Genomic DNA, 23,834 nt, shown 5'->3' on the forward strand with positions numbered 1-23,834 from the left:
ATTCAATACTACTTAAATCATGTAATTCCTGCTTAATTAGCAGGAATTACATATTAAATAATAGAATAGTTTGTGGTGAGGTGGGGTCAAATGAAGAAAGAGGATATCATTAAGGAAAAGTTGGCTTTAATTGACCGGCTGCATTCTCTAAAAACGTTATCGGACGATTTATGGTTCCTGCCATTTCGAGAGGGTTCATGGGGGATTGCCGACGTGATTTCACATTTTATCGCATGGGATCAATTTATGATTGATAACAGGATTTCGTATCTATTAAAAAACGAACCATTCCCGCAAATGGTCATTGATGTGGAGGAAATAAACAGGGCTGCATCGTCATATGCCAGATCGGGAATAACGAAGAATCAGCTGATAGATGAGTTCATTTCGGTTAGGAATCAATTACTAACCCTCATAAATCAATTAGACAGAGAACGATTCGCTATGCCGCTTCCTGGTAAGGAGAATATGACTCTCGGTGATTACTTTGTGGGAATGATTGAGCACGATGAAAAACATATGGTACAAATTCAATCATTTATTAACCAAAATCAAATAGCGTAGGAGAATTAATACCAGTTAGAATTCACCAAAAAATGGTTTGGAATCTTCAAGCCATTTTTCTTTTTTAGTAATCTCATATTTTTCAAACAAAGCCCACCCTTAAACTAAATTCCAATATTAAAAGTTATAAAGGATAGTAATGATCTACTATCTCTAAAAGACGCTCAGAGTTTTCTGATGATACATTTTCAGACAATCTTGCCCCGGCTATGATTGGAGCCCACTGAAAAATCTCGTCTTTTGACAAATCGCTTTTCGCACAATAAAGACGCAAATACAAATCCGCTAATTCCATTGAAACATGTGAATACAAAAGATATGTGCGATATATATCAGCACGGATATCCCCCGCACTGGCATCAACCCAATCTATAATGGTCACTTGATTATCTGACATAATCAAGTTAAACAAATGATAATCTCCATGACAGAGCCTTTTCTCAAATGTCATCGAATCCAATTTTTCTATTAAAGCAGCCTTAAGCCTTTTATCAAGATTATCGGCTGAGTAAATTTGACGGCTTAATTTTTCAGTCATAGGTTCAAGTGAATCAGCGGATATCAGATGAATTTTTTGTTGTATATCAACGGAAATATTTATGTAAAATTCTGCTTGTTCCATGTTTTCGGTTAGGAAATCCCCTATTGTTCGCCCCTTAATATATTCCATTATTATCGCTTGTTTTCCATCTATTTTCGTAACATCTACTATTTTCGGGACAGGAAGTCCACACGAATAGGCATATTTTTGCTTATTTGCTTCATTTGAAGATTCCGTATCTGGCAAATAATCATTAAATACTTTGACAATCCTGTTTTCGTAAAGATATATTTTGGCCGTATTTCCACTTGCTATTGGCGTGCCTAGATTCATTTGTTATCCCTCTTTCCACTAATTCTATGTTAGTACAAAAAACAATTATCGTGGTTCAGCAATCGCTGCTAGTTTTTTAATGAAGAAAGTATCCCCATTCAATTCCCGTTTTTTCTGTTCAGTAACTCGATCCCATTATTTACATATTACTACATTCTTGTTGAAAAGGACGAGGTTCAAATAGAAATAATGCGTGAATAATGTTCTTTATATAATCTAATAAATTGCATGTTACATAATACCATGTTACAATATTATTATGTAACATGGATTAAGGAGCGTTTATTAATGGAATATGTTGAAGCGCTAAGAGATATCAAGCAAATCAATGAAATAAAAAAGTATTTAAAAAAGTATTCTGAGCGTGACTTTGTTCTCTTTGTCTTTGGAATTAATACTGGGTTAAAAATTACCGAAATGCTGAATATCAAGGTTGCCGATGTGCTTGACAAAGAAAACTGTGTTAAGAAGTTCTATTTGTTGGCAAATAAAGAAACGGTGAAGGAAGTCTACCTTAATCAAAAAGTAAAACAGGCTATTGTCCATTATGTTCAGACGCACCAATTATCAAGTGAAGATTTTTTGTTTAAGTCCAGTAAAACCGATAAACCGATTACCCGCCAACAAGCTTATCGGATCATTCATCAAGCAGCAGAAGCGATTGGCATCGGGGAAAAAATCGGTACCAACTCACTAAGGAAAACCTTTGGATTTCATGCTTATAAACGTGGAATAGCCATTTCAATATTGCAAAAGCATTTCAATCATTCAACCCCTTCCGAAACACTCAAATACCTGGGAATTTCCAAAAATGAAAAAATAAGAACTGAAATCGATGTGAACCTTTAACGCTCAACTTTTTAATCCATGACCAAACCATATAGGAGGAAAGAAAATGAATATTCGCGAAATCGAACTTCCTGGTATCGGGAAAAAGTATGAAATCATCACCAATAGCAAGGACAGAATAGTAGTTATTATTCACGATGATGGCAGAAGAGACATTTATTATTTTGATCAAGAGGATTACGAGGAAGCCATTTCCAGCACAACGTTTGATGATTCGGAAGCAAGGCAAATTGCTGCGATTATTGGCGGAATGACTTACGCACCAAAGGCATTAGAAACGATTGAGATGGCATTTGATGATCTGGTAATTGAATGGTCTAAGGTGGAAACCGGAGCATTAGCGGTTAATCAAACCATCGGAAATTTAGATATTCGTCAATCCTATGAAGTCAATATCGTCGCGCTTATCAAACGCAATCAACAAAAAATTCATACCCCTGGTCCTGAAACCCTCTTAGAAATAGGTGACACAGTCATCGTGTCCGGACAGCGCAATCAAGTAAAAAAGATTGTAAAAGAAATTCTTTCAAGAAGGGACGGGTGATATAAATGGCAAATCACTTAGTATTTGAGGTAGGTACAGCATTAGTTTTAGTCGCCTTCGCAGCATTATTAGCAGGAAGGTTAAAGTTTTCCATCATTCCGTTGCTAATCCTTTTAGGAATGGTAGTTGGTCCACATGCTCCGCATTTTGGAATTATCGATCTTAGATTCATAGAAAGCTCTGAAATTATTGAATTTTTCGGGCGCATCGGGGTTTTATTTTTATTATTTTATCTTGGGCTAGAATTCTCAGTGGGAAAACTAATTCGATCAGGGCGTTCTATTGCAGTTGGCGGAACTATTTATGTGGCTCTTAATTTCACTTTAGGATTAATTTACGGCTTCACTGTTGGCTTTCCTATTATGGAAACGTTAATTATTGCGGGTCTCCTTAGTGTCTCCTCGACAGCCATTGTCGCTAAGGTAGTAGTTGATTTAAAAAGAACCGCCAATTCAGAAACAGAATTAATATTGGGGATTATATTATTTGATGATATTTTCTTGGCTTTATTCCTCTCCATCATGTCAGGTCTTTTACTAGGTGGGTCCACGACGATTTTAGGGACCATTACCTCAGTTCTAATCTCTCTTGGTTATATGATTCTATTTTTCGTTATCGCCCGAAAAGGGACTCCAATCCTTAATAAACTATTAAATATTAAGTCTAATGAGATTTTCATCCTCGTTATCTTTGCTTCACTATTTTTTGTCGCCGGTTTTTCAGAAAAACTCCATGTTGCTGAAGCGATTGGTGCACTATTGCTGGGTTTAGTCTTTTCTGAAACTGAACATCGAGAGCGTATTGAACAGTTAGTTATCCCATTTAGAGATTTCTTTGGGGCACTTTTTTTCTTCAGCTTCGGTTTAAGTATTGATCCATTTAGCTTAGGGGGTGCCATTTGGCTAGCTTTAGGTGCTGTAATTCTAACAATCATTAGCAACTTTGTAGCGGGAATGATTTCCGGAAGAAAGGCTGGTTTGTCTCATAAGGCGTCTTCAAATATCGGATTAACAATCGTTTCTCGGGGTGAATTTTCAATCATTGTTGCTAATTTAGGACTTGCTGGAGGCTTGATGCCTATTCTAAAACCATTTACCGCGGTTTATGTTCTAATCTTGGCTATTCTTGGCCCTTTATTAACGAAAGAGTCTAAAAAAATATATCAATTATTAAACAAAATTTTCCAATGGGAAAATAAGAAAAAAGCTATAAAGCAAACTACATCCATTCCTAAAGAGCCATCTGAAGAGAAAAATAATCCTGGAATGTAAATAAGAAAAAAAGCTAACGAAGCGGGATGAAAACATCCTACTTTGTTAGCTTTATTCACTATAAAACTCCCTTAAGAAAGGAGGAATTTAATGATGAGCATCGGCATTGCCATTGTTCTATTAACGTATGTGACAATCTTAGTCTTGTCATATGTAATTCTTGTTTTCACGCAGGAAAATGGTGATAAAGGCATTATGATTATTAACAAAGCCTATCAATATTATTATTCCATACTCCTTTTCAGCGTATTTGTCGTTCTCGGCCTCATGATATTCCCGCACATCACTCTCGATTCTCAAACCACCAGTTATCTATTCATAGCCAGTAAGTTTATAGCCGTTCTTACTCTTGGCGGCAGTATTTATGTATTTAGCAAAAAAAAATGTAGAAATTAATTTTTCCTATTCATATTTAAGAAAGGCCGGGCGAAAGCGCCCAGTCCTTTTTTGTTTAAAGAATTTCCGATATTTTGTACTCTATTCCGTGTAGTCATTTATAACCTTCATATAGAATTAGTTAAAGTATTCCCTTTGCATCAGAAGGTAAATTTCTTACATGTTTAAGATATTTGGTCATATTTTTATCGTCATCCATTGGATATGTAAACAATAAGTTATCTGCAACACCTTTTGCTAAACTTCTAAACAATTCACAGGTGGTAAAAATAGAGTCCCAAAAATTATCATAGTCATTGTCGGAATAAGTTTTTTCATACATTTCCCAATATGGTTCAGGAAGGTACTTTTTAAAATACTTCCCCATTTTTCCTGTCGAGACTTGGAAGTCGTGGTTTATACCGACCCACCATGAAACCATCTCATCCAATCTAGTTCTTATTACATTTTCAAACATTTGCTTTGCGTATGGTAATTCATCGCGCCAAATTCCTTTGGCAACGTTTTGAAGACACCACCAAAAATCATTACAACAACTAAAAAACATAGGTTCTGTTGGCTTTTTTACTTGGTAATCAATTTCTGTGGGAGCGGGAATGAGTGGCAGAATGTTGTCTTTATCTAATAATGGAACCGTCAGTTTATCATTGCCATATTCAGCAATCATTGCATCTTTGGTTTCGATATGAAGGTCTATTCGATTTCCATCTGTAAAGAGCATTAAATACCCATAAGACCGGTCAAAATCTATTTCCACACCAACTGATTTATCATTTTTATCAGGCTCTTGAATCATCAGTAAATCTCCAAAACTCTTAATCCATTTCTCATCTTTTATGAAAGAGGCAGTTTCTGTCACGACATAAACAATATCGTAATCTTGAAAAATATCCTTTGGCGCATTAGGATTGGTTCTTGAACCGTTCATATAAACTGCTCGAATTCTTTCATCATTTTTAGCAATCCCTAATATCAAATCAAACATTTCATTTTCAGTTCTCATAGTTATTCACCTCGAAAGAGTTTTTTAGGATGGGTGGCTATGTTGCCCGAAAGTAATAAACCAATTAATACAAATATTGTTGCTATTATATCAAACATGTTAATAGATTCATTTAAAAAAATAGCCGCTAATACGTATCCAAAAATTGGAGTCATAAATAACCAATTGTTTGCCCTTACCGTATCCTGTTTTAATAGATAAAACCAGAGCAACATGGTGCCGATTGAAATAATGAACACCAACCAAATTAAAGAGCCAAGTAAATAATAATCCAATTTTAAAAAATAATTATCTTTTTCGAGAATATAGGTGATAGGGATTAAAAAAACTCCGCCAATAGATACTTGCCAAGTATTAATAACAACACTTGGTAGATTTAAATTAATTTTTTTAAAATAAACACTTCCAATCGCCATTGATATCATTCCTAGTCCTAAAATAATCAATCCATTTATTTTCACCCCACTGCTTGTGATAGTTGGCCATGTGGCGATGAATAGTCCAATAGCTGCAACAGTCATTCCTATCCATTCTCGTAAAGAAACTTTTCGTTTTAACCATATATAGGACAGGAAAGCAACCAGAAAAGGATTTGTTGTAACAAATAAATTAAATAAGCCTGCCGATACATAACTCAACGCCCAAAAGGTTGCTCCTAAATATATGGTTGTATTCAATAACCCTAAAACAATTAGTGAACGCCATTCGTGTGACTGAGGCCAAGGATATTTTTTATTGAACAAATAAACATAAAGAAAGAGCAAGCCTCCAGCGATCAGAAAGCGAGTGGTAGCTAGTACCAAAGGAGTTGTAGAGTACAAGCCAAATTTTGTGGCAATCGCCGCAGATGACCATAAGAATGTAAAAAATAAGCCTAATAACGTTTTCATCATTTTCTCCTTTAAATGTTAATAAAAAAATAACTGTGACTAAACATAATCACAGTTATCAAGGGCAATGGACCTTTACCAAGTTGGTCCATATTTTAATTTTACATTCATTGGTATAAAATCTTTGACTAAAAATCAGAACCTTTTAACCAAATGTCATTTATTTAACATTTATTTTTCTATAAGCCTATATTTTTTTCGAAATTGGCTAGGTGTAATTCCCTCGTATTTCTGGAACAAACGTGTTAACAAGGATTGATGGTCTAAACCAACTTGGATTGCAATGTGTAAAATGGGTAAATCTGTATTACGGAGCAATTCTTTTGCTTTATTCAAACGTACTTCTTGTATATATGATGAAGGGGATTTTCCAGTTTCTTTTAGAAACCAATTCGAATAATATGAACGATTATAATGTTCAAGCGATGCTAATTTATGTACCGTAATTTTCTCATTATAATGTTCATGGATATAACTGATCGATTTAGGCTGTTGGTCTTGAAGCAAATAAAATGAAATATATGGGTATAATTCCTTAAGCGCAGATTGATTTAACGGTTTTTGGTCGATTTCATTTAGGATAAGATATCGAATACCTTTCCATTGATTATTTAATTTCCATGAATATCCCCTATTCTGTAACTCATTTTTGGTAAGCATAAAATAAGGGATATCTAAAATTAAAAACTCATTCCGGACAACCGAATGAAAAGTATGAATACACTGAGGAGGAAGAAAAAATAATGTTTCATGATCTAGCTGAAGTTCCTTTGCCCCTGCCTTTATAGAAAGTTGTCCTTGGAGAGGAAAAATTAACTGAGCATAACAATGAGAATGAGTTTCTTGAGTTGTATTATAAGTTCTTCGTTCTGCCAAAAAATCTTTACCCTCTTCCAATTTACAATCCTCCAAACATGAAAATTCTAACACCATTCGGGTCAACATTATTTGATGATAAAAACCCTTTTATAAGAACTTCTTTTGTAGTAACTTCATCGCCAACTTCTTTAAATAGCATGCTTAATGAAGCAGAGGACCAAGCATTAATTGTGCATCGTACTGTTCATCTCTAATCTCAGTTATAAGGCAACTTTCTGAATTTAAATCATATTGCCGACGATAAATCCCGTAACGAACGCTTTCGTGGTATCACCAGTATTATGTTTATAAATGGGTAGCCCACTTTTAAACAGCAAAGGATTTGTTAAAGCTTCAGTGATTGCCATATCTACTATTTTAGGAATATCCTCCTCATTGGTAGATGACGGTATAAAAAATTGATTGGATAGAACATCTGGACTTGGAAATTCCGTTGTGAATTTCTGTAAACCCATTTTGACAAATACGCCTTCTGAACTATCAAAAAAGGACAAATCAATTTCAGTACCCGCGTATTCATGCACTAAACGAAAAAATTGTCCTCCTTCCGTAATAAAATTGTCCTCCTGAAAAAAACCTAATGTTTCAGTGGCTTTCAGGATCCGGCTGCTTGAAGGAGGTAAAAGAACGGTAATATCCTCACGATTAGAAGCATTTTTCCCTAAGTCGATATCCAGTTTAGTAGAAAGGTAATATTCTACCTTATCAGTACTTACGGGAATATCTCTTGGCAATATTAATTCAAAAGGAACTTCCCTGTAACTTTTGGCCTGAATGAATAAACATTGATCTTCTTCTAAAGAATAATTAATTAGAGGTGTGATTTTGGGAATCTTGTCCTTAATTACTTTGACATGCAAAATGCTTTCTAAGCTGCTTATCTTTTTATCACGGGAACCTCCTTTGATTAAAAGTTTGCCTGTCATGGTTTCACCAGGAATATATTCTTTCTTATCTAATATCAAGTCTACTTTTGCCGATTCTAATCCGAACATTGCATATTCACCTCTGTCTTTTATTTTCAATTTAAACGACTGGAGTGTATGTATACTATTGTTTTGAATTTTATTAGGAAATTTAATTTTATATTCATCATACCCTATTTAAGGGACCAGTGATTCAGTCCCCCACCGCTATCAAGCAACAAGTAACTGACCAAAATATTCATTTTTTCCTGCCTATATAAAGCAAGTGAGAGGAGATTCCGAGAGTATATGGGTCTGCTGCTCTCTCTATTAGTAATCTTATAATTTTATCGACCTCTTGTTCACCCTTGTCTCTCCAGTAACTCCAACTATCATGGTTTAAAATAGCTCCTATATTTGAACCTATTAATTCCAAACTTTCAAATCCTTGCGCCTCCATAAAAGGCTTGATATCTTCAATATTAAAATAATAGGCACCTGTAAATCGGCCCTCATCTGCGTGATTAAAGCACCCTGATTGAGAAAATTGCATTATGGTATCCATATTATCGTTTGGTTTCCAATGATCAGGAGATAAAAGTGAAGTAAGTATGTGTCTAATTCTTGGCATAAAGGCGACAAAGACAAGTTAGTGCCAATTAACTTGGAATTCTATTGGCTCGCGATCAAGTCTTCCCCACTCATCATATTGGCTGTAATAGTTAATGATTTCGCTCATAAATTTCACCTATATTTTTTGTTTTTACTCCTTTAATTCGATAAACAAACATTAAATCCTTCTTCCACTTCTGTAATTTCTTGTATAATAGACGTACGACTATATTTTACTTTTACAAAAAGTGTTGTTTTTTAAAGGGGATGTTTATTTGAAAGAAGAGAATATACAAAGCAGCAAGAAAACCGCCTGGGGAGTATTAGGGACAATTGGAGCAGTATTATTAGGTAAATTTAAATTTGTTTTAGTAGTTTTAAAATTCCTTAAACTTCATACACTTGTAAGTATGATTATCTATCTCGGAACCTATGCCCTTATTTTTGGTTGGAAGTTTGCAATAGCCTTAGTCTACCTTTTATTTGTTCATGAAATGGGACATATGTATGCCGCTAAAAGGTTGAAACTGCCTGTTAGCCCAGCTGTATTTATTCCTTTTATGGGGGCGGTTATTGGTCTTAAGGAAATGCCAAAAAGCGCAAAAGACGAGGGTTTTTTGGCATACATGGGTCCTTTATTTGGATTATTAGCCTTTTTGCCAGCCATTCCAATGTATTTATATACACAAGAATCAATCTGGGCGCTTCTAATTTATTTGGGCGGGCTGATAAATTTATTTAATTTAATCCCGATTACCCCATTAGATGGGGGAAGAATTGCAGCAGGGATCAGTACTAAACTATGGGGGTTAGGGATTGTCTTATTATTAGCTTTTTCCGTCATGCATTTTAGTTTCATAGGGTTTATCATTGTCATCCTCGGTTCAAAAGAATGGTATAAATTAAATAAAAAACAAAAAAGTTTAACTAAAGATAAATTGGAAGTCCAAGATCTTGAACACTTAGTACTAACATTAAAGCAAGAATCACATGATCTAGATTCTGCCCAAGAAATTGCTAGAAAAGCAAAATGGAACGTCTCGAATAAAGAAATTACTGAAATATTAAATAAACTGGATTCTGAAATTGAAAGAATAAAAAAGGATCTATATCTCCAGCAATTATCAGGTACCCAAACATGGAGCGAAGAAGATATCCATATCAATCAACAAATTATCGAAGGTAATCTCAACAATTTAGAAGAAAAAGTATCAAATTTTAAAAAAGAAGTACAGACAACGGGAACCTATTATAAAACGAGCAAAAAGACAAAAATGCAGTTATTTTTTATTTATATCGGTCTAGTCATTGCCCTAGCATTTAGCTATTATTATGGCAATGAAATTCTCATGAACCATCCAGAAATACAAAAAATCATGAATAGATAAGGGACAGGTTCCTTGTCCCTTCCTTTTCAGTTCTCATTGCTATTCACCTCGAGAGAGAATTTCCGTTGTTTTGTTTCAGGAAATAAATTTAACTTTCCAAAAAGTTCTTCTTCAATTAAACTTAAAAAAATATTTAAGTGTTTGGGATGATGTCGCTACACAGTGTTTTGGTTCCGTCAGTCTATTGCCGAAGTTGGAATCTAGTACGGGAGAGGTGAATTTCAATGAATAAAATCATACTTCTTTTTTCACTGATGATTTTTTTATTCGCAATTCTTGTTTCATGCAGTGTCACTAAAATAGTTGGCCAGAACTATGAGATCGTAAGCCTATACATATTTGAGAATGATAAAGCAGAAAAAGTTGCGGAACTAAAAGATAAAAAGAAAATACAAGAATTAACCAACTTGATTAATAGTAGTAAAAAGGAAGATGCAGAAAGTGTGGAATTTGAAAAAGGCCCTGATGGAATTCTTGTTTTCGAAAAAAAGGATACGAAACTTGGATTACCAGTATTTACAGATACGGGTAATATTTTGACGAAAAAGTACTATGTTAACTCTGGTATTGATATGAAGAAATACTTTGGTTACTAATTAGGAAATATTCATCACAATTGGAAAGGAGATATTTCAACTCCTTTCTTTTCTTTAACTTCCAAAATCATTTTTTTTGGACCGATAAAACATAACCTTTGTTTTTTCTGGGTTCCAGATGCTTTTTATTAAAAAAGTGTACAAAAAACATAATTGTGTATCGATTAGCATATTATTATGTGTTAAAAGATTGGAGGGTGAGATTTTTGGATATGCCATTTATTCGTCAGACGTCTATGGATAACACATTCTTGTTTTTAGGAAATAAAGTTTCTGTGTTGGCCAGTGGGGAGGATACGAAAGGTAGATACGCTACTATTTTGACGGAAGAACGGAGAGGATGTGAACCACCTCCACATATTCATATGAGGGAAGACGAAACATTTTACGTTCTTGAAGGAGAAATTACCTACTACATAGCAGATACAATTATTCAAGCTACGCCAGGAACGTATGTATATGCACCTAGAGGAATTTCACATACCTTTAAGGTGAAAACAGAAACAGCTAAAGTATTACTATCTGTTTATCCCTCTGGATTTGAGCAATTTATTAAAGAACTTAGTGTACCTGTTCCCCAACAATTGCCTCCAATTCCAGATGGCCCGCCCAGCCCACAAGAAGTTCAAAATTTAATTTCGATTGCTTTGAAATATGGAATAGAAATAACGATTGATTAAAATTTTTATATTGTAACGGCGGCGTTCAATAGGTTGCAAAAATAAATACAGTGAATTGCTCAGTTCATATCAGCTGCCATTCCAGCATTTTTATCCGGGATTATCACACATTTTATTATTGGCTATACTGATTTTGTTCACTTATTACCTGCTTATATTTCAGTTGTTCTATACATAATTGGAGTAATTTGCACTGCGCCATTTTTATTAAAAAGAACATGAAAAAAGTGAGCCACTTGGATTTATTAACAAAGAACATAATCAAGAATAACTCAAAAACGTAATCATTCATGAATGTGCCTGGAGCCCGTTGACCCTTAACAGGCTCCTGCTACTTGGTATTTATCATTGCTCAGTGTTATTCACAATCACCCAATTGCGGAAGCAAGAAGGTGTGAAATTAAATATTAAAAGTTTCCTTTGGTTGAAAAGTATTATTTTGCCAAAATACGCATCAGCACATCCACATCTGGTAGACCATACTCTTCATCCACCTCATCCTGGGTGAGAAGACTGTTGATTATGGTAAAATACCAGGACAACAACCTTCGTGGTTCCCCTGGTGAAAATTCGCCTATCTCCTGACCTTTAACGAAGATAGGAACCAGCGGATCAATGAGAACATTAGTGGAAACCTCTTTAAAGATCTCAGTGACCTTCTCCGGGACATCCTCCGCCTTGCGAGCTCGTTCCATTAGCATAAATGCGTACATATTGTTTTCATCCATCATATTTTTTGTTAAGTTTCTAATTTGTTCGAAGGGTGTTCCAGGCAAGTATTGGACATGCTTGATTTCCCTTCTAGCTTCCTCCATCAATTCTTGAACAATGGTTGTGAAAAGCTCCTTTTTAGAATGGAAATAGCGGTAAATAAGTCCTTCGCTAATACCTGCTTCCTCGGCAATGATGCTTGTTTTCGTTCCAGTATACCCACGGCGCGCAAACACTTTCAGTGCCGCCTGCTTTATTTGCACCCTGCGTTGGTCACGGATTTGATCAAGCTGTAGTTTGTTTAATGGAGACAATCGTTCCAACCTCCAGATCTTTCTGAAATATTATGTTCATTATACCATTATTCTGGAAGAGTTTTAGTTGGGAGTTGGGGAAGCTAGAGGACGAACTCTCGTTATCAACTCCTGAAGGAACTGATCGGAACGGGCAAAGCATGCCAAATGGCCGGCGTTCTTGATTAGAACAAAGTCCTTATGAGGAGCTTCAATCTCGTTGTAATAAACTTTTGCCAGTTCAGTTGGAGTGATAATGTCGTTATCTCCATGAAAAATAAAAACTGGCAGCTCAAATCGCATCCCTAATTTTTTAGAATCAAAGTTTTTTAATTCATCAAATAGATGGTCAAGGGAATAATTCATGCCTTTAAAAATATCCATCATATCACGTATTTTATGTTCCGGCGAAGAGAGCATAGATGGTAAAATTAAGTCTGTAATCATATTTGGAACATTATTAATAGCTTTCACAAGAATTCGATTCCTCTTGTCGAAGTCCTTACGACTCCACTGAGATTGATCCGCTCCCATTTGTTCAAGCAATTGAACACCCTTCCTATTTCCTGCTGTGCGGACAGCATTCATTGTTATTTCATACAAAAGATTTTGCGAATCCGGGGCATTCTGATCCGTGCCTACATACGCATAATAAAGATCCGGTCGAAGCTTTGCCATTATGACACCAATCAGACTTCCCGCGGAGCTTCCGATGAGAATGACTTTTTGATGGCCAAGCTTTGCAGTCAAGTATTCCGTTACCTCTATTCCATCCTGTGCAAGGCGATCAAAAGTGATGGTTCCGCTTCCGTCTTTTCCATTCTTGCCGAATGTCTTTCCAGCGCCGCGCTGATCCCATTGAACGACTACGAAATGCTTTTCCCATGAGCGTAATAATGGACTGAAGATGGAACAGGTGGAGGCAGGGCCGCCATGAATCAATAATAAAATGGGGTTGTTCCGATTCTCACCGCGTATGGTGATCCATTGGTCAATACCGCCGATTTTTACATAACAGCTTTCGACGATGCTATTCGGTGTATTGATCTGAAGTAGCTTAGTATTCTTACTCTGGTTACGCTTTCGTAAAAGGATTTCCCGCAGGATATTGGTATTGCTCATGTGTACATACCCTCTTCCTTTATTTGATGAGTGAGTAACTCACTCATTTTTATAATGAAGTATTTTCAGTTATCTGTCAATAATAAATTTCGGGGGACAGCGGGTCAGGTTCCTTGTCCCAAAATAGCCAAGAACCCTTGTAGGTAAAAATCACTCTAAGTAACAAGGATCCTTTCTTAATAACATTTTGGCTTAATTTTCATTTCAGTTTTCACTAATGCATTCATAAATATTGGGACAGTTTACTGTCCCCTTGTCCCTCTAGATCTTCCTAATTTAAATAAGCTCTTTTAAACGTTTAATGACCGAATGAACGGTCAATCTATGGAATGTGATAAGTTGTTCCTTATAAATGACGGAAAATATACCATAAGGAGTTGGAGAGATTTCCATTAATTCTTCTCTATTTTTTAAATCAATTATTTTAACCTCAACCCCTAATTTATTTGCACCAGTAATAATATTTTCTGTTGCGATTTCTACATACGGACATTGGAAGGACCTTATAATTGTAAGGTTATGAAATTTTTCAACTCTCTCATCCCAGTTACTAGGGAAGTAAGGTAGTGGGGTATTATTCTCGAATTGATAAACAAGTAACTCAAAGTTGAAAGGTGCCCTGTCAACTAAATTAAAGTTGTTCTTGATGAAGATATCCTTACTTGGCGTCCAAGAAGTTTCAGGATTTGTTACAACTACAACACCCAGCTTAGATAGTTTTCTTGCGTCTTGAAGACATTTATTAATAAGTTTTGTACCGTATCCTTTTCCATTTTCACTTACCCAGAGACAATGGATTACCAAATAATTATCGGCGTGAACTACTCTAGAAGAAAACTCAGCTTCCGTGTATTCAATAAACCCCACCTGTTTTTTATCTTCTATCAACTGTACATATCTTAGACCTTCCTCAAATCTATCATTAAGCCATTTATTTTTATTAATATAACCAATCGATTTTTTCTTACTTCGAAGACAATAACTACCCATTCCTTCTAGGATTTTTGTATCTAGTTCAACCATTTGAATATCTTCCAAAATGCCTCCTCCTTTTTCTATATAACAAAAACTCCTTGCATCGTCCTAATTTTTAAATAAAGAAAATACAAGGTAAATGGCTGCTCCCCACATAACTAAGGCTGAGAGTTTATTCAATACCAACATGAATCTTCCGGATTGATCTAGTTTTCCACTTATCCGTCCGGCTAGGGCAAGTCCCAAAAACCAAAGCCAGGAAACTAAAATACAGGTAACCGCAAATATGACTTTTTCTTCCCCTTGGTATTTCAATGAACTTGTTCCAATGACTCCTATCGTGTCCATGATTGCATGAGGGTTCAGCAAGGAAACTGACGCGGCAAACAATACTTGTTTTTTAAAAGAAAATTTCTTTGCCACTTCTTCTTTATCCTTACTTGGTTTACTCTTCCATGAGATCCAGCCCATATAGATTAAAAAGATGCACCCGCCCACAATCAAAATCGTCTTAATCCAAAATGAACCGAGAATGATGAATGAAACCCCTAAAACAGCCACCAAGATCAAAAGGGTATCACACAATGCAGCGGTAACCACAACGGGTAACGCTTTTATAAAACGTGGTTGTAATGCCCCTTGATTAAAAACAAAAACATTCTGAACCCCAAGAGGAAGAATGAGTCCAAATGCAAGAATAAATCCATGAATAAATGAAGCAAACATCAACAAATCTCCTATCTGGCATTATATGTATCTACTCTTATTGTAGTTTGATTTGCTAGAATTGTCTCCATCCAAAGGGATGATTTTATCAATTAAACCCAAAAAGAACCCCGGACGTTTTTTGTCTCAGGGTTCTCATTCAATCTACATATAAAATGGAATCACTTCCGTCCAACTAATCCCCAATAAACAACCAAACTAAAAGCAGAGATTAATGATAGAATTAATAAGATATTGCTGTATAAGGATGCATTTGCAAGATGGATATATCCCAAAAAGTTGTTTTTCATAGAGGGTGAATCCATCATTGCTGCTGTATAGGCAATTCCAATTGAAGCGGCTACATTTAAAACCAAGTTATAAAATCCAACCGCTGTACCGGAATTTTCTTTTGCAATTGTACTTACACATGAATCGATCATCGGTGCATACATGAGTGCGAAGGAACAAGAGAATAAAATCATCGAAATGACGAACACAACTACCGAGCTCTGAACAAACAATCCTCCCAACAATACACTAACAGTAATGCCAGCCATTGCTGTAATAATCGATTGCTTACTTCCAAGAAATTGAGCAACTTTTCCGGAAAGGGCTCCAACAGTGGCCGATAAAACATAGGCTGGAATCAATAATAGCGAAATCGTATCAAGCTTCATGCCATAAATATTTTCAAGCAGGAACGGAAACAAGAAAATATAGGCCAATTGAACCGTATAAATAACAAAAGCTACAGCAAGCAAGGTAACAAAACGCTTATTTTTGAAAAAAGAAATACCGATAAATGCCTTTGAGTTCTTGCTTATATAAGCTAAGAATAACAAAATTGCCGCGATAAACACGAATAAGTAAATCCAATTAAAACCTGAAATATACAACATTAGAAAAGCAGCTATGACTCCAACTAGGAACAAGCCAATGACGTCAACATATCCGCCCTTCCCTTTTTCCTTCGGTAGATATTTTAAAATAAAAGGAAGTAGTATGATTGTGATGAGAGCGACTAAAAATAGGCTTGTCCAATGTAAATACGTCGATACATATCCACCTGTCAGTGAGCCAATAACCAACGATAGGGCATAGCTGCTCGTGCTGAATCCCAAAAATTTCTTTTGTTCCTTTTCCGGTAAATGCTTCGTTACAAAAATAACATATAATGTTTCCGCTGCTGCCAGCCCGGCTGTTTGTATGATACGTGCTATAACCACAAGCGTAAATGAATGTTGAAACACATAGCCCATTAATGAACCTGCACAAATTAAGATAATTCCAATGCTCAAAAGTCTTCTAATACTAATGGAGTCAGCCAAAGCAGCATAGACGACAGCTCCAATCCCAATAACAAGACCCGCCAAGGTAGATTGCCAGCTGACTGTTGTCGCAGAAATACCAAAATCTTTGGCCATATCTACTGAAATAATTTTAAATGAATTGTCGATTACCAAGCATAAAACAAACAATAATAATAAAACCGGGACAGCCTTTTTTATCGTAACGTCTTGCACTCCGGCTTTATTCAAGCTAGATGTAGTCATCTGCTATACTCCCTCTCCTCGTTGCCTCTTAGGTGCTCTAATTCTCCGAAAAAAATCTGTACTTCTTAAGCAAGCTCCAAGGCAATTTCCATCATATTCGTGAACGCTGTTTGTCTTTCTTCCGTTGTTGTTTGTTCATGTCTAAAAATATGGTCACTTACGGTTAAAATAGTTAATGCATTTACGCCAGCATGAGCTGCATTCATATATAGTCCCGCCGTTTCCATTTCCGCACATAAGATGCCCATCTTACTCCATCTATCCAATGCTGTTTGATCCGCATTATAAAAGAAGTCGCTTGAAAGGACATTTCCTACGTGAACAGGAAGGCCTTTTTCGTCAGCCACTTTCTTCGCTTTCTCTAAAAGTGCAAACGAAGCAATATTTGAATACTGTCCTGGAAGATTGTATTGTTGTACATAATTGGAATCCGTTGATGCACCCATGGCAAAGACGATATCATACAAGTTCAATTGATCTTGAATCGCTCCACATGACCCAATGCGAATTAAATTTTTCACGCCAAATATATGAATGAGCTCCCATGAATACAAACTCATACTTGGTGTCCCCATGCCCGTTCCCATTACAGAAATTCTTTTTCCTTTGAATGTACCTGTATATCCAAACATATTCCGTACATCATTAAACTGAACCACGTCTTCCAGGTAGGTGTCTGCGATAAACTTTGCCCGCAATGGATCACCAGGTAAAAGGATCGTTTCAGCAATTTCTACTCCATTTGGTTTAATATGAGGTGTTTCTCTTAATTCCGATGTACTCATTATCAATCTCTCCTTTTGATTTAATAGACTTTAAGCTTGTTTCCGCTTTCAATTACTACAAAAAAATAATGCAATCCCTAAACAATGTTGTATAGTTGTATAAATAGTTGTCTATTATTTATACAACAAAATAATAACACACAAAAGTTCAGGTAACAACAAGTTATTTTTGTTAGTTTTTGCTTTTTATAAACAAAAGGCTGTGTTAAAAAATATTGTTGATTTTGGTCACAATGTTGATTGGAGTGGAAGGCGCGAGACTCCTGCGGGAGCAGCGGGACAGGTGAGACCCCGCAGGCGCTTTAGCGCCGAGGAGGCTCACCGCCCGCCCCGCGGAACGCGAAGCGCCTGGAACGGAAATCAACATTCACTTTTAACACAGCCAAACAAAAAAACAGTGCTTTTAAAAAATGGCACTGTTTGACTGTTTCAATTTATTTAGCAGCATTAATTCTGATTTGACTGAACTCTTTAGGGATATAGTATTTGTTATAAACCACGGGATATTGGTCGCTAATATAGACACTTTCGAGGATTAAATCGCATTCCTCTCCCTTGAAAAGTTGATATTTTTGTAACGTGTTATTCACGGCAATGGAACGTTTGATTTCAATGGTTGACGAATTAGCAAGATCATATACTTTTTCTTCAAGCATGGTTAATAACTCTTCTTTATTTTGCAGGTCTAGATTTAATTCTGTCACGGTTTCGACTGCCATCATGGTAAGAGCATAGGCGACCACTTTCTCCCCACTTTTATACCAGCGTTCCAATGCCACCACGGCCGCCATTTTTTTCTTTAATACTTCCTCAGCATAATCACTGACTAGGTCAATCCTGAAATTCAGCTCTACTTCATCAATCGTTTCCGTATGACATTTATAAAGCGGGTTTCCTACTTTCTCAAGGCCGACTGTTTGATGGTTTTGATGGGACTTTGTAATAAAATTCCCTTTCCCATGGACATTTCTGACCAATCCATCATCTTGTAAAAGAGCCAAAGCCTGTCTCAGCGTCATTCTGCTTACCCCCAACTTTTTCGCAAGATCGGGTTCTGTTGGCAGCCTGCTATCCGGAGGAAATGTCCCCTCCATAATTAGCTTAAACAGCTTATCGTAAACAATAATGTATAATGGCTTTTTTGATTTAGTCAAATCCTCTTGATTGAAATTCATGCTTTCTCACACCTATTTTTTGTTTTCAAAAATGGTATCTATTACTATTCGGTTATAACTACCATTGAATATATTTTAACACCATTATACCTTAAACTTTCAAATGGAAAAGTGCAATAAAGAAGGGAATGGCAACAATAGATGTTAGAATCATGGGATTTATACTGTAATTTGTTTTTTCTTCAAAATCCATTTGGTCATGTACCAAAATATAATAATCGTAAAAATTGATAGGACTATCGCCAAAATAGGCTGCAGTACAGGGTATCCGAAAAAGTTATAGGTTCGAAAGCCTACAAATAATTCTTTTACTTTCATAAATTGATAGATGGAAAAGGAAATGAACCGGTCAACCCAAACTTTTTTCGTCCCTCCATAATCAAGCACGGTATCCAATGCGAGAGGAAGGCCAAAAATCACTCCACTTGCAAGCACCGAAACGATAACCTTTTTGCTCACCGCCGAAATAAATACTACAATTAGCCCAAAAGCGAGGGCGGCAACCACATGAATCGCCATCATCATTGTAAATGCACTCGATAATGAAAATGGATATGGAGACTCAAGAAATTGAATAACCGATTGGATAGAAGATTTCCAGCCATGCAGGCCGAATGAATAGGCAGACCTTGCAACGCTATATAGGCTCCACACAGCGATGACTGATAGAATGAACATCAGAGAAGCCAGTATTTTGGCAGTTACCGCTTTTGAACGTCCATATTTTGAACTGAGTAAAAACTGATCCATTCCCGAACTGTATTCCTTAGAAAAAATCGGCCCGATTCCGATAATCGTCATAAAAGCCGTTATCACAAATCCAAAAGTATAAATCATGTCCAACATTATTGCTGGTCCCTTTGGATAATAAAAATATGAGGTATCTATGCGTGAAAGCATGTCTTTTTTCAACTCAGCCTGTCTCTTTTCATAACTGAGCGGTGTTTGCTGGATTTTTTCCGTTAACTGTGCGATTTCCTTGTTCCGCTCATCTGTAAAATTTGTTTGTTGGAAAATAACCATGGAAATACTGTACAAAAGGTGCTCTTTAAAGGTAAACTCTTGTCCAGCATCCGATTTTTTATTTCCATCCTCTCTTATTCTATCTAATTTATAGATTTTTTCAGCAGTTAATTTCCCTTCCCATTTCTGATATCCCTGGTAAATAACCTTTTCGTTACTGCGGTCAATCCAACCGCCCGTACTAATAAGCGCTATGAGCAAAGCAAATAGGATATAAATGCTCTTTTGTTTATATATTTTGTATAGCTCAAACTTTAACAGGCGCAGCATCGAAATCCTCCTCGAAAAAGTATAAATATAAATCTTCCAAATTAGGGTTTGTTATGATGGCAGCTGGAGATGGTCGATCATCACTAATGATGCGCAGCTCCACTCCACTTTCACTTCGGACAATATTACCTACCTTAAACATATCCTGGTATCGCGGTATTTCCGATTCGGCCGTTGTTACAAGCCACACCTTTCCAGCTATCTCATTGAGTAATTCCTGTGGGCTCCGTTTATGAAGCAGCCGGCCATTTTTCAAAATTAACACTTCTTTGGCAATGAATTCGATGTCTGACACAATATGAGTAGACAATAATACAATTCTTTCGCCGCTGATGGATGAAAGCAGGTTGCGGAAACGAATGCGTTCTTTCGGGTCAAGGCCCGCTGTCGGTTCATCGACAATCAGGATTTTAGGGTCATTCAATAACGCCTGGGCAATGCCGATACGCTGTTTCATCCCGCCTGAAAAAGTCCCGACCTTCTTTTTACGAACATCCATAAGATTGACTAAGTCCAATAACTCTTCAATTTTTAAAGCTGCCTCCTTCTTAGATAAGCCTTTTAAAGCAGCAATGTAATGCAAAAATTTATCCGCTGTAAAATTTTTATAAAGTCCGATATGCTGCGGGAGATAGCCAATCATGTCGCGGTAATTATCGCCAAGTTCTAGAATGTTTTTTCCATTGACCTGTATAATGCCTGCTGTTGGTGTTGTAACGGTGGCCAGCATTCTCATCAACGTTGTTTTTCCAGAACCATTCGCTCCCAAGATTCCATACACACCGTTCGAAAACTCGCAGGAAATGTCATCTATTGCATGATGGTTACCGTATTTTTTCGTTACGTGTTCAATCGCTAAATTCATGATAAGCTCCTTTGTAAATCATTTTTACCCCTAATCCAAGTAAAAAAAGGGCCGCCATAAAAAGAAACAGGAACATTCCAGTGGGGACTGCTTCATATACCGGTGCCATTTGACTAATAGCCATCCCCAGTGAGAACAAAATGGCGATCGAAATTGGTGCTGCAAATACTGCTCTAAATTTGATGGATAAAAATAAACAGAGTGAGATTGAAACCATATATGGTACCGCCCAATACTTCAACAGCGAGCTTAATAGGATGTTCTCGGTAAAAATATCGATCACTGTGATTAAAACCACATTGCATACAAGGTTAAACAAACCAATAGTCGCTAATTTCGAAAGGATTAATTGTGATGGAGAATGCTTAAACGATAATTCCAGTTCAATCATTCCTTCATCCCTGCCGCGAAATACATCAATTAAGCTGATTAATACTGGCAAGGGTGCAAGGAGAAATAAAGTCATATAGGGATTTCCGCCTCCCAAGCAAATGAAGCCAATCCCCACAGCTAAATAAATCAAATTAGCAATCCAGAAAATACGTGAAACACCGAGCAATTCTTTATAGACCTGTTGAAACAAATGCACTTTCTTCTTTTCCGGCACATACTGGTGCAGCATTGCGATGGTTTGTTCAATTTTTTCTTCGCTTGGGTATTCTATCGTAAATTCGTTAAAGCAATCTTCTAGTTCCTGATCATTTGGCTTTATCAATGTCATCACCCCTTCGTAAAAGTCCCTTTAATTTTTCCATACCTTGACGGAGCCTTGATTTCACGGTGGATTCACTAGTCTCCATAATCAGCGCAATTTCTTTAATTTTTAAATCGTGATAATACTTCAATAAAATCGTGTCACTCTGATAATCCGGAAGTGAATGGATAGCAGCCTTGATATTACGGCGCATTTCCCTTTTTTCAAAAATATAAGGAACCTCAGCTGAATCTTGAGAATGCTGTTCGTCAAGTTCTTCCGTATTCTTTGTTACTTGATACGATTTTGAACGGAAATAATCCGTGCAATGATTAACCGCGATGGTGTAAAGCCATGTTTTGAATTGGGCTTTTTCCTGGAAGGTATGAATTCGTTTCAACATTTTCATGAAGACCTCTTGGGTAAGATCATATGAGGTATCTTTATTACCGGTTTTTCGATAAATGAATGAATATATTTGTTGATAATAGCGTTTCACAAGCACTTCCATGGCGGAATGACTGCCTGCTTTAATTTCAATAACTAAGTCATGATCGGAAATCAAAATTCTCACCTCAGCTTGTTAAACGAATGGGCTTTAAGAAAAGTTTTAAAAAGGTAACTCTAAATTTAACGAATGAGTAATATCTAATTCATATTTTTTTAATAATCGGGAGTTATAGTAAATAGTAGCGGGGATAGCATGCGTGGCTATCATGGTATTTGGCGAAGGCGGAGCCAGTACTTGGAGGGAAGTGTTTATTTTTTACTTATTTTGATTTCGTGATAAACGAATGGATAAAAACGGAAATTTCTAATTAGTTAAATGGCGCATTAACTGTCTAACTCTCAAGAGTTTCACAGTATATTTCGCATGAAGAATGGCTCGGAGTATTTCTCCAAGCCATTCTTCACTTTATTATTCATTTTTTCTAAAGCGCTTGTTACCTGAAATAAAAGACCTTGGATATAATGTCTAAATTTAGGCTAATTTTCTTCACACACAGCTGACGTAAGCGACCAGAAATGCTTTTGCCCGATCACCGCGGTGCCTCCATTATCTACGCACGATTCTAATATAAGTTTGTTCGCTTGGTAATTATTTTTTATTTGAGTGATTCTAACACCCCCAACTGTTAGGATCGTGATGGTTACCATTATTGCGAGTAACATATTTATTTTCCTTTTATTCAATACCGAGCTCTCCCTTTACGAAAAAATAAAACAGAGATAAGCATACTTACTATTCTTTCGTTGCTCACCGCAAAAATTCCTCTAAAATTATTCAAAGTGGTAAATAAGGTAACCAGTTTCATTTTGAAAAGCATCACAGTACCCGCTGACCCCCATTTTCCGAGGGGAAGGGCACACTGGATCGTTCACAGTGCCCGTTGACCTCCATACTCCGAGGGGACGGGCATTCTGGATTGTTCCCAGTGCCCGTTGATTCCCATTTTCCGAGGGGACGGGCACTCTGGATCCTTCACAGTGCCCATTGACCCTCATTTTCTAAGAGGACGGGCACTCTGAATCGTTCACAGTGCCCGTTGATCCCCATTTTCTGAGGGGGATCGGCACTCTGGATTCTCCACGAGCACAATTATTCTTTTTTATTACCGTATGGACTCATTTTCGCGCTCAACGGGCACAATTATTCTTTTTTGTGACCGTGGGAACTCTTTTTCACGCTCCACGGGCATAATTATTCTTATTTGTGACCGTGTGACCCCTTTTTTCGCGCTCGACGGGCACAATTATTCTTTTTTGTGACCGCGCGAACCCCTTTTTCGCGCTCGACGGGCACAATAAAAATTGGACTAACCTTTTACCAACAACCTCTGCTTCCCCACGACATTGATTTCCTAATTGATGGAAATCAATGTCGTGGCGCCCATAGCATGACTGAAACACCAATTATACAAATAAATGCGCCAATCCAGTCGTATGTATCAGGGGCCTTTTTATCAACGGCCCAGCCCCACAATACAGCAAGAATAATAAAGACTCCCCCATATGCAGCATACACCCTTCCGAAGGTCGGGAATTTTTGTAGGGTTGGGATGATTCCATACAGAATTAGGATGAGGCTGCCGATTATTCCATACCAAAATGATTTGTCTTCCCGCAGCCATAACCAAACTAAATAACCTCCGCCAATTTCTGCTAACCCTGCAAAAATAAATAATATAATTGAATTAACCATTTACTT

At 36.7% G+C, this 23,834-nt stretch carries 26 protein-coding genes; 8 read left to right on the plus strand and 18 right to left on the minus strand.

Features of this window, described 5'->3' with window-relative positions:
• Window positions 1-90 precede the first annotated feature (90 nt).
• Entirely contained in the window at window positions 91-564 is a 474-nt protein-coding gene (locus ACIQCO_RS08010; RefSeq protein WP_400427299.1) for a DinB family protein, read from the plus strand.
• Window positions 565-688: 124 nt separating this feature from the next.
• Here ACIQCO_RS08010 and ACIQCO_RS08015 read toward each other — a convergent pair whose 3' ends face one another.
• Complete coding sequence (locus ACIQCO_RS08015; RefSeq protein WP_400427301.1) at window positions 689-1,438, minus strand: aminoglycoside phosphotransferase family protein; 750 nt, start codon at window positions 1,436-1,438, stop codon at window positions 689-691.
• Window positions 1,439-1,726: 288 nt separating this feature from the next.
• Between ACIQCO_RS08015 and ACIQCO_RS08020 the strand changes: the two genes are divergently transcribed.
• The 4 genes from ACIQCO_RS08020 (at window position 1,727) to ACIQCO_RS08035 (ending at window position 4,498) form a co-directional block, all read left to right on the plus strand.
• A complete protein-coding gene (locus tag ACIQCO_RS08020) occupies window positions 1,727-2,287 on the plus strand; it encodes a tyrosine-type recombinase/integrase (RefSeq protein ID WP_400427302.1) in 561 nt (186 codons plus the stop codon).
• Between the two features lie 46 nt (window positions 2,288-2,333).
• Window positions 2,334-2,831: a cation:proton antiporter regulatory subunit gene (locus ACIQCO_RS08025; protein ID WP_400427303.1), complete on the plus strand. Its 498-nt coding sequence runs from the start codon at window positions 2,334-2,336 to the stop codon at window positions 2,829-2,831.
• Window positions 2,832-2,836: 5 nt separating this feature from the next.
• Window positions 2,837-4,102 carry a cation:proton antiporter gene (locus ACIQCO_RS08030; protein WP_400427304.1) on the plus strand — a complete coding sequence of 422 codons (1,266 nt, stop codon included), beginning with the start codon at window positions 2,837-2,839 and terminating at the stop codon, window positions 4,100-4,102.
• 93 nt (window positions 4,103-4,195) lie between these two features.
• Window positions 4,196-4,498 carry a hypothetical protein gene (locus tag ACIQCO_RS08035; protein WP_400427305.1) on the plus strand — a complete coding sequence of 101 codons (303 nt, stop codon included), beginning with the start codon at window positions 4,196-4,198 and terminating at the stop codon, window positions 4,496-4,498.
• Between the two features lie 121 nt (window positions 4,499-4,619).
• Here the strand turns inward: ACIQCO_RS08035 and ACIQCO_RS08040 are convergent, their stop codons facing one another.
• From ACIQCO_RS08040 to ACIQCO_RS08060, 5 genes are all read right to left on the minus strand, one after another.
• Window positions 4,620-5,501: an aminoglycoside 6-adenylyltransferase gene (locus tag ACIQCO_RS08040; RefSeq protein WP_400427307.1), complete on the minus strand. Its 882-nt coding sequence runs from the start codon at window positions 5,499-5,501 to the stop codon at window positions 4,620-4,622.
• A gap of 2 nt (window positions 5,502-5,503) precedes the next feature.
• Window positions 5,504-6,391, minus strand: a complete 888-nt coding sequence (locus ACIQCO_RS08045) for a DMT family transporter (protein WP_400427309.1) — start codon at window positions 6,389-6,391, stop codon at window positions 5,504-5,506.
• A 171-nt stretch (window positions 6,392-6,562) separates the two neighbouring features.
• Window positions 6,563-7,288 (minus strand): helix-turn-helix transcriptional regulator, encoded by a 726-nt coding sequence (locus ACIQCO_RS08050; protein ID WP_400427310.1) that lies wholly within the window; start codon window positions 7,286-7,288, stop codon window positions 6,563-6,565.
• Between the two features lie 203 nt (window positions 7,289-7,491).
• A complete protein-coding gene (locus ACIQCO_RS08055) occupies window positions 7,492-8,265 on the minus strand; it encodes a sporulation protein (RefSeq protein WP_400427312.1) in 774 nt (257 codons plus the stop codon).
• A gap of 169 nt (window positions 8,266-8,434) precedes the next feature.
• Entirely contained in the window at window positions 8,435-8,806 is a 372-nt protein-coding gene (locus ACIQCO_RS08060; protein ID WP_400427314.1) for a hypothetical protein, read from the minus strand.
• Window positions 8,807-9,062: 256 nt separating this feature from the next.
• Between ACIQCO_RS08060 and ACIQCO_RS08065 the strand changes: the two genes are divergently transcribed.
• The 3 genes from ACIQCO_RS08065 (at window position 9,063) to ACIQCO_RS08075 (ending at window position 11,451) form a co-directional block, all read left to right on the plus strand.
• On the plus strand, window positions 9,063-10,175 hold the full coding sequence (locus tag ACIQCO_RS08065; RefSeq protein WP_400427316.1) for a site-2 protease family protein: 1,113 nt from the start codon (window positions 9,063-9,065) through the stop codon (window positions 10,173-10,175).
• Between the two features lie 224 nt (window positions 10,176-10,399).
• Window positions 10,400-10,771 (plus strand): hypothetical protein, encoded by a 372-nt coding sequence (locus ACIQCO_RS08070; RefSeq protein WP_400427318.1) that lies wholly within the window; start codon window positions 10,400-10,402, stop codon window positions 10,769-10,771.
• Window positions 10,772-10,983: 212 nt separating this feature from the next.
• Entirely contained in the window at window positions 10,984-11,451 is a 468-nt protein-coding gene (locus tag ACIQCO_RS08075; protein ID WP_400427447.1) for a cupin domain-containing protein, read from the plus strand.
• Window positions 11,452-11,885: 434 nt separating this feature from the next.
• On the opposite strand, the gene ACIQCO_RS08080 is transcribed toward ACIQCO_RS08075, so the two are convergent.
• The 12 genes from ACIQCO_RS08080 to ACIQCO_RS08135 all read right to left on the minus strand — a co-directional run bounded on the left by ACIQCO_RS08080 (window position 11,886) and on the right by ACIQCO_RS08135 (window position 23,828).
• On the minus strand, window positions 11,886-12,476 hold the full coding sequence (locus tag ACIQCO_RS08080; protein WP_400427319.1) for a TetR/AcrR family transcriptional regulator: 591 nt from the start codon (window positions 12,474-12,476) through the stop codon (window positions 11,886-11,888).
• A gap of 63 nt (window positions 12,477-12,539) precedes the next feature.
• Window positions 12,540-13,577: an alpha/beta fold hydrolase gene (locus ACIQCO_RS08085; RefSeq protein WP_400427320.1), complete on the minus strand. Its 1,038-nt coding sequence runs from the start codon at window positions 13,575-13,577 to the stop codon at window positions 12,540-12,542.
• A 276-nt stretch (window positions 13,578-13,853) separates the two neighbouring features.
• Entirely contained in the window at window positions 13,854-14,615 is a 762-nt protein-coding gene (locus ACIQCO_RS08090; protein WP_400427322.1) for a GNAT family N-acetyltransferase, read from the minus strand.
• Between the two features lie 45 nt (window positions 14,616-14,660).
• Entirely contained in the window at window positions 14,661-15,278 is a 618-nt protein-coding gene (locus ACIQCO_RS08095) for a LysE/ArgO family amino acid transporter (protein WP_400427323.1), read from the minus strand.
• A gap of 161 nt (window positions 15,279-15,439) precedes the next feature.
• The gene (locus tag ACIQCO_RS08100) at window positions 15,440-16,813 is read right to left on the minus strand and encodes an MFS transporter (protein WP_400427324.1); all 1,374 of its coding nucleotides are present in this window, start codon (window positions 16,811-16,813) and stop codon (window positions 15,440-15,442) included.
• A 65-nt stretch (window positions 16,814-16,878) separates the two neighbouring features.
• Window positions 16,879-17,598: a purine-nucleoside phosphorylase gene (gene deoD / locus ACIQCO_RS08105; RefSeq protein ID WP_400427325.1), complete on the minus strand. Its 720-nt coding sequence runs from the start codon at window positions 17,596-17,598 to the stop codon at window positions 16,879-16,881.
• Window positions 17,599-18,032: 434 nt separating this feature from the next.
• Window positions 18,033-18,773, minus strand: a complete 741-nt coding sequence (locus ACIQCO_RS08110) for a GntR family transcriptional regulator (protein WP_400427326.1) — start codon at window positions 18,771-18,773, stop codon at window positions 18,033-18,035.
• A gap of 159 nt (window positions 18,774-18,932) precedes the next feature.
• Window positions 18,933-20,066, minus strand: coding sequence for an ABC transporter permease subunit (locus tag ACIQCO_RS08115; protein ID WP_400427328.1), 1,134 nt, complete (start codon window positions 20,064-20,066; stop codon window positions 18,933-18,935).
• Complete coding sequence (locus ACIQCO_RS08120; RefSeq protein ID WP_400427329.1) at window positions 20,044-20,931, minus strand: ABC transporter ATP-binding protein; 888 nt, start codon at window positions 20,929-20,931, stop codon at window positions 20,044-20,046. The genes ACIQCO_RS08115 and ACIQCO_RS08120 overlap by 23 nt, the downstream gene beginning before the upstream one ends.
• A complete protein-coding gene (locus tag ACIQCO_RS08125; protein ID WP_400427331.1) occupies window positions 20,915-21,646 on the minus strand; it encodes a hypothetical protein in 732 nt (243 codons plus the stop codon). The genes ACIQCO_RS08120 and ACIQCO_RS08125 overlap by 17 nt, the downstream gene beginning before the upstream one ends.
• Complete coding sequence (locus ACIQCO_RS08130; protein ID WP_400427332.1) at window positions 21,630-22,199, minus strand: RNA polymerase sigma factor; 570 nt, start codon at window positions 22,197-22,199, stop codon at window positions 21,630-21,632. The genes ACIQCO_RS08125 and ACIQCO_RS08130 overlap by 17 nt, the downstream gene beginning before the upstream one ends.
• A gap of 1,302 nt (window positions 22,200-23,501) precedes the next feature.
• A complete protein-coding gene (locus ACIQCO_RS08135) occupies window positions 23,502-23,828 on the minus strand; it encodes a YnfA family protein (RefSeq protein ID WP_400427333.1) in 327 nt (108 codons plus the stop codon).
• Window positions 23,829-23,834 lie beyond the last annotated feature (6 nt).

Source organism: Neobacillus sp. NPDC093127 (assembly GCF_044754175.1).
GTDB lineage: Bacteria > Bacillota > Bacilli > Bacillales > Cytobacillaceae > Neobacillus.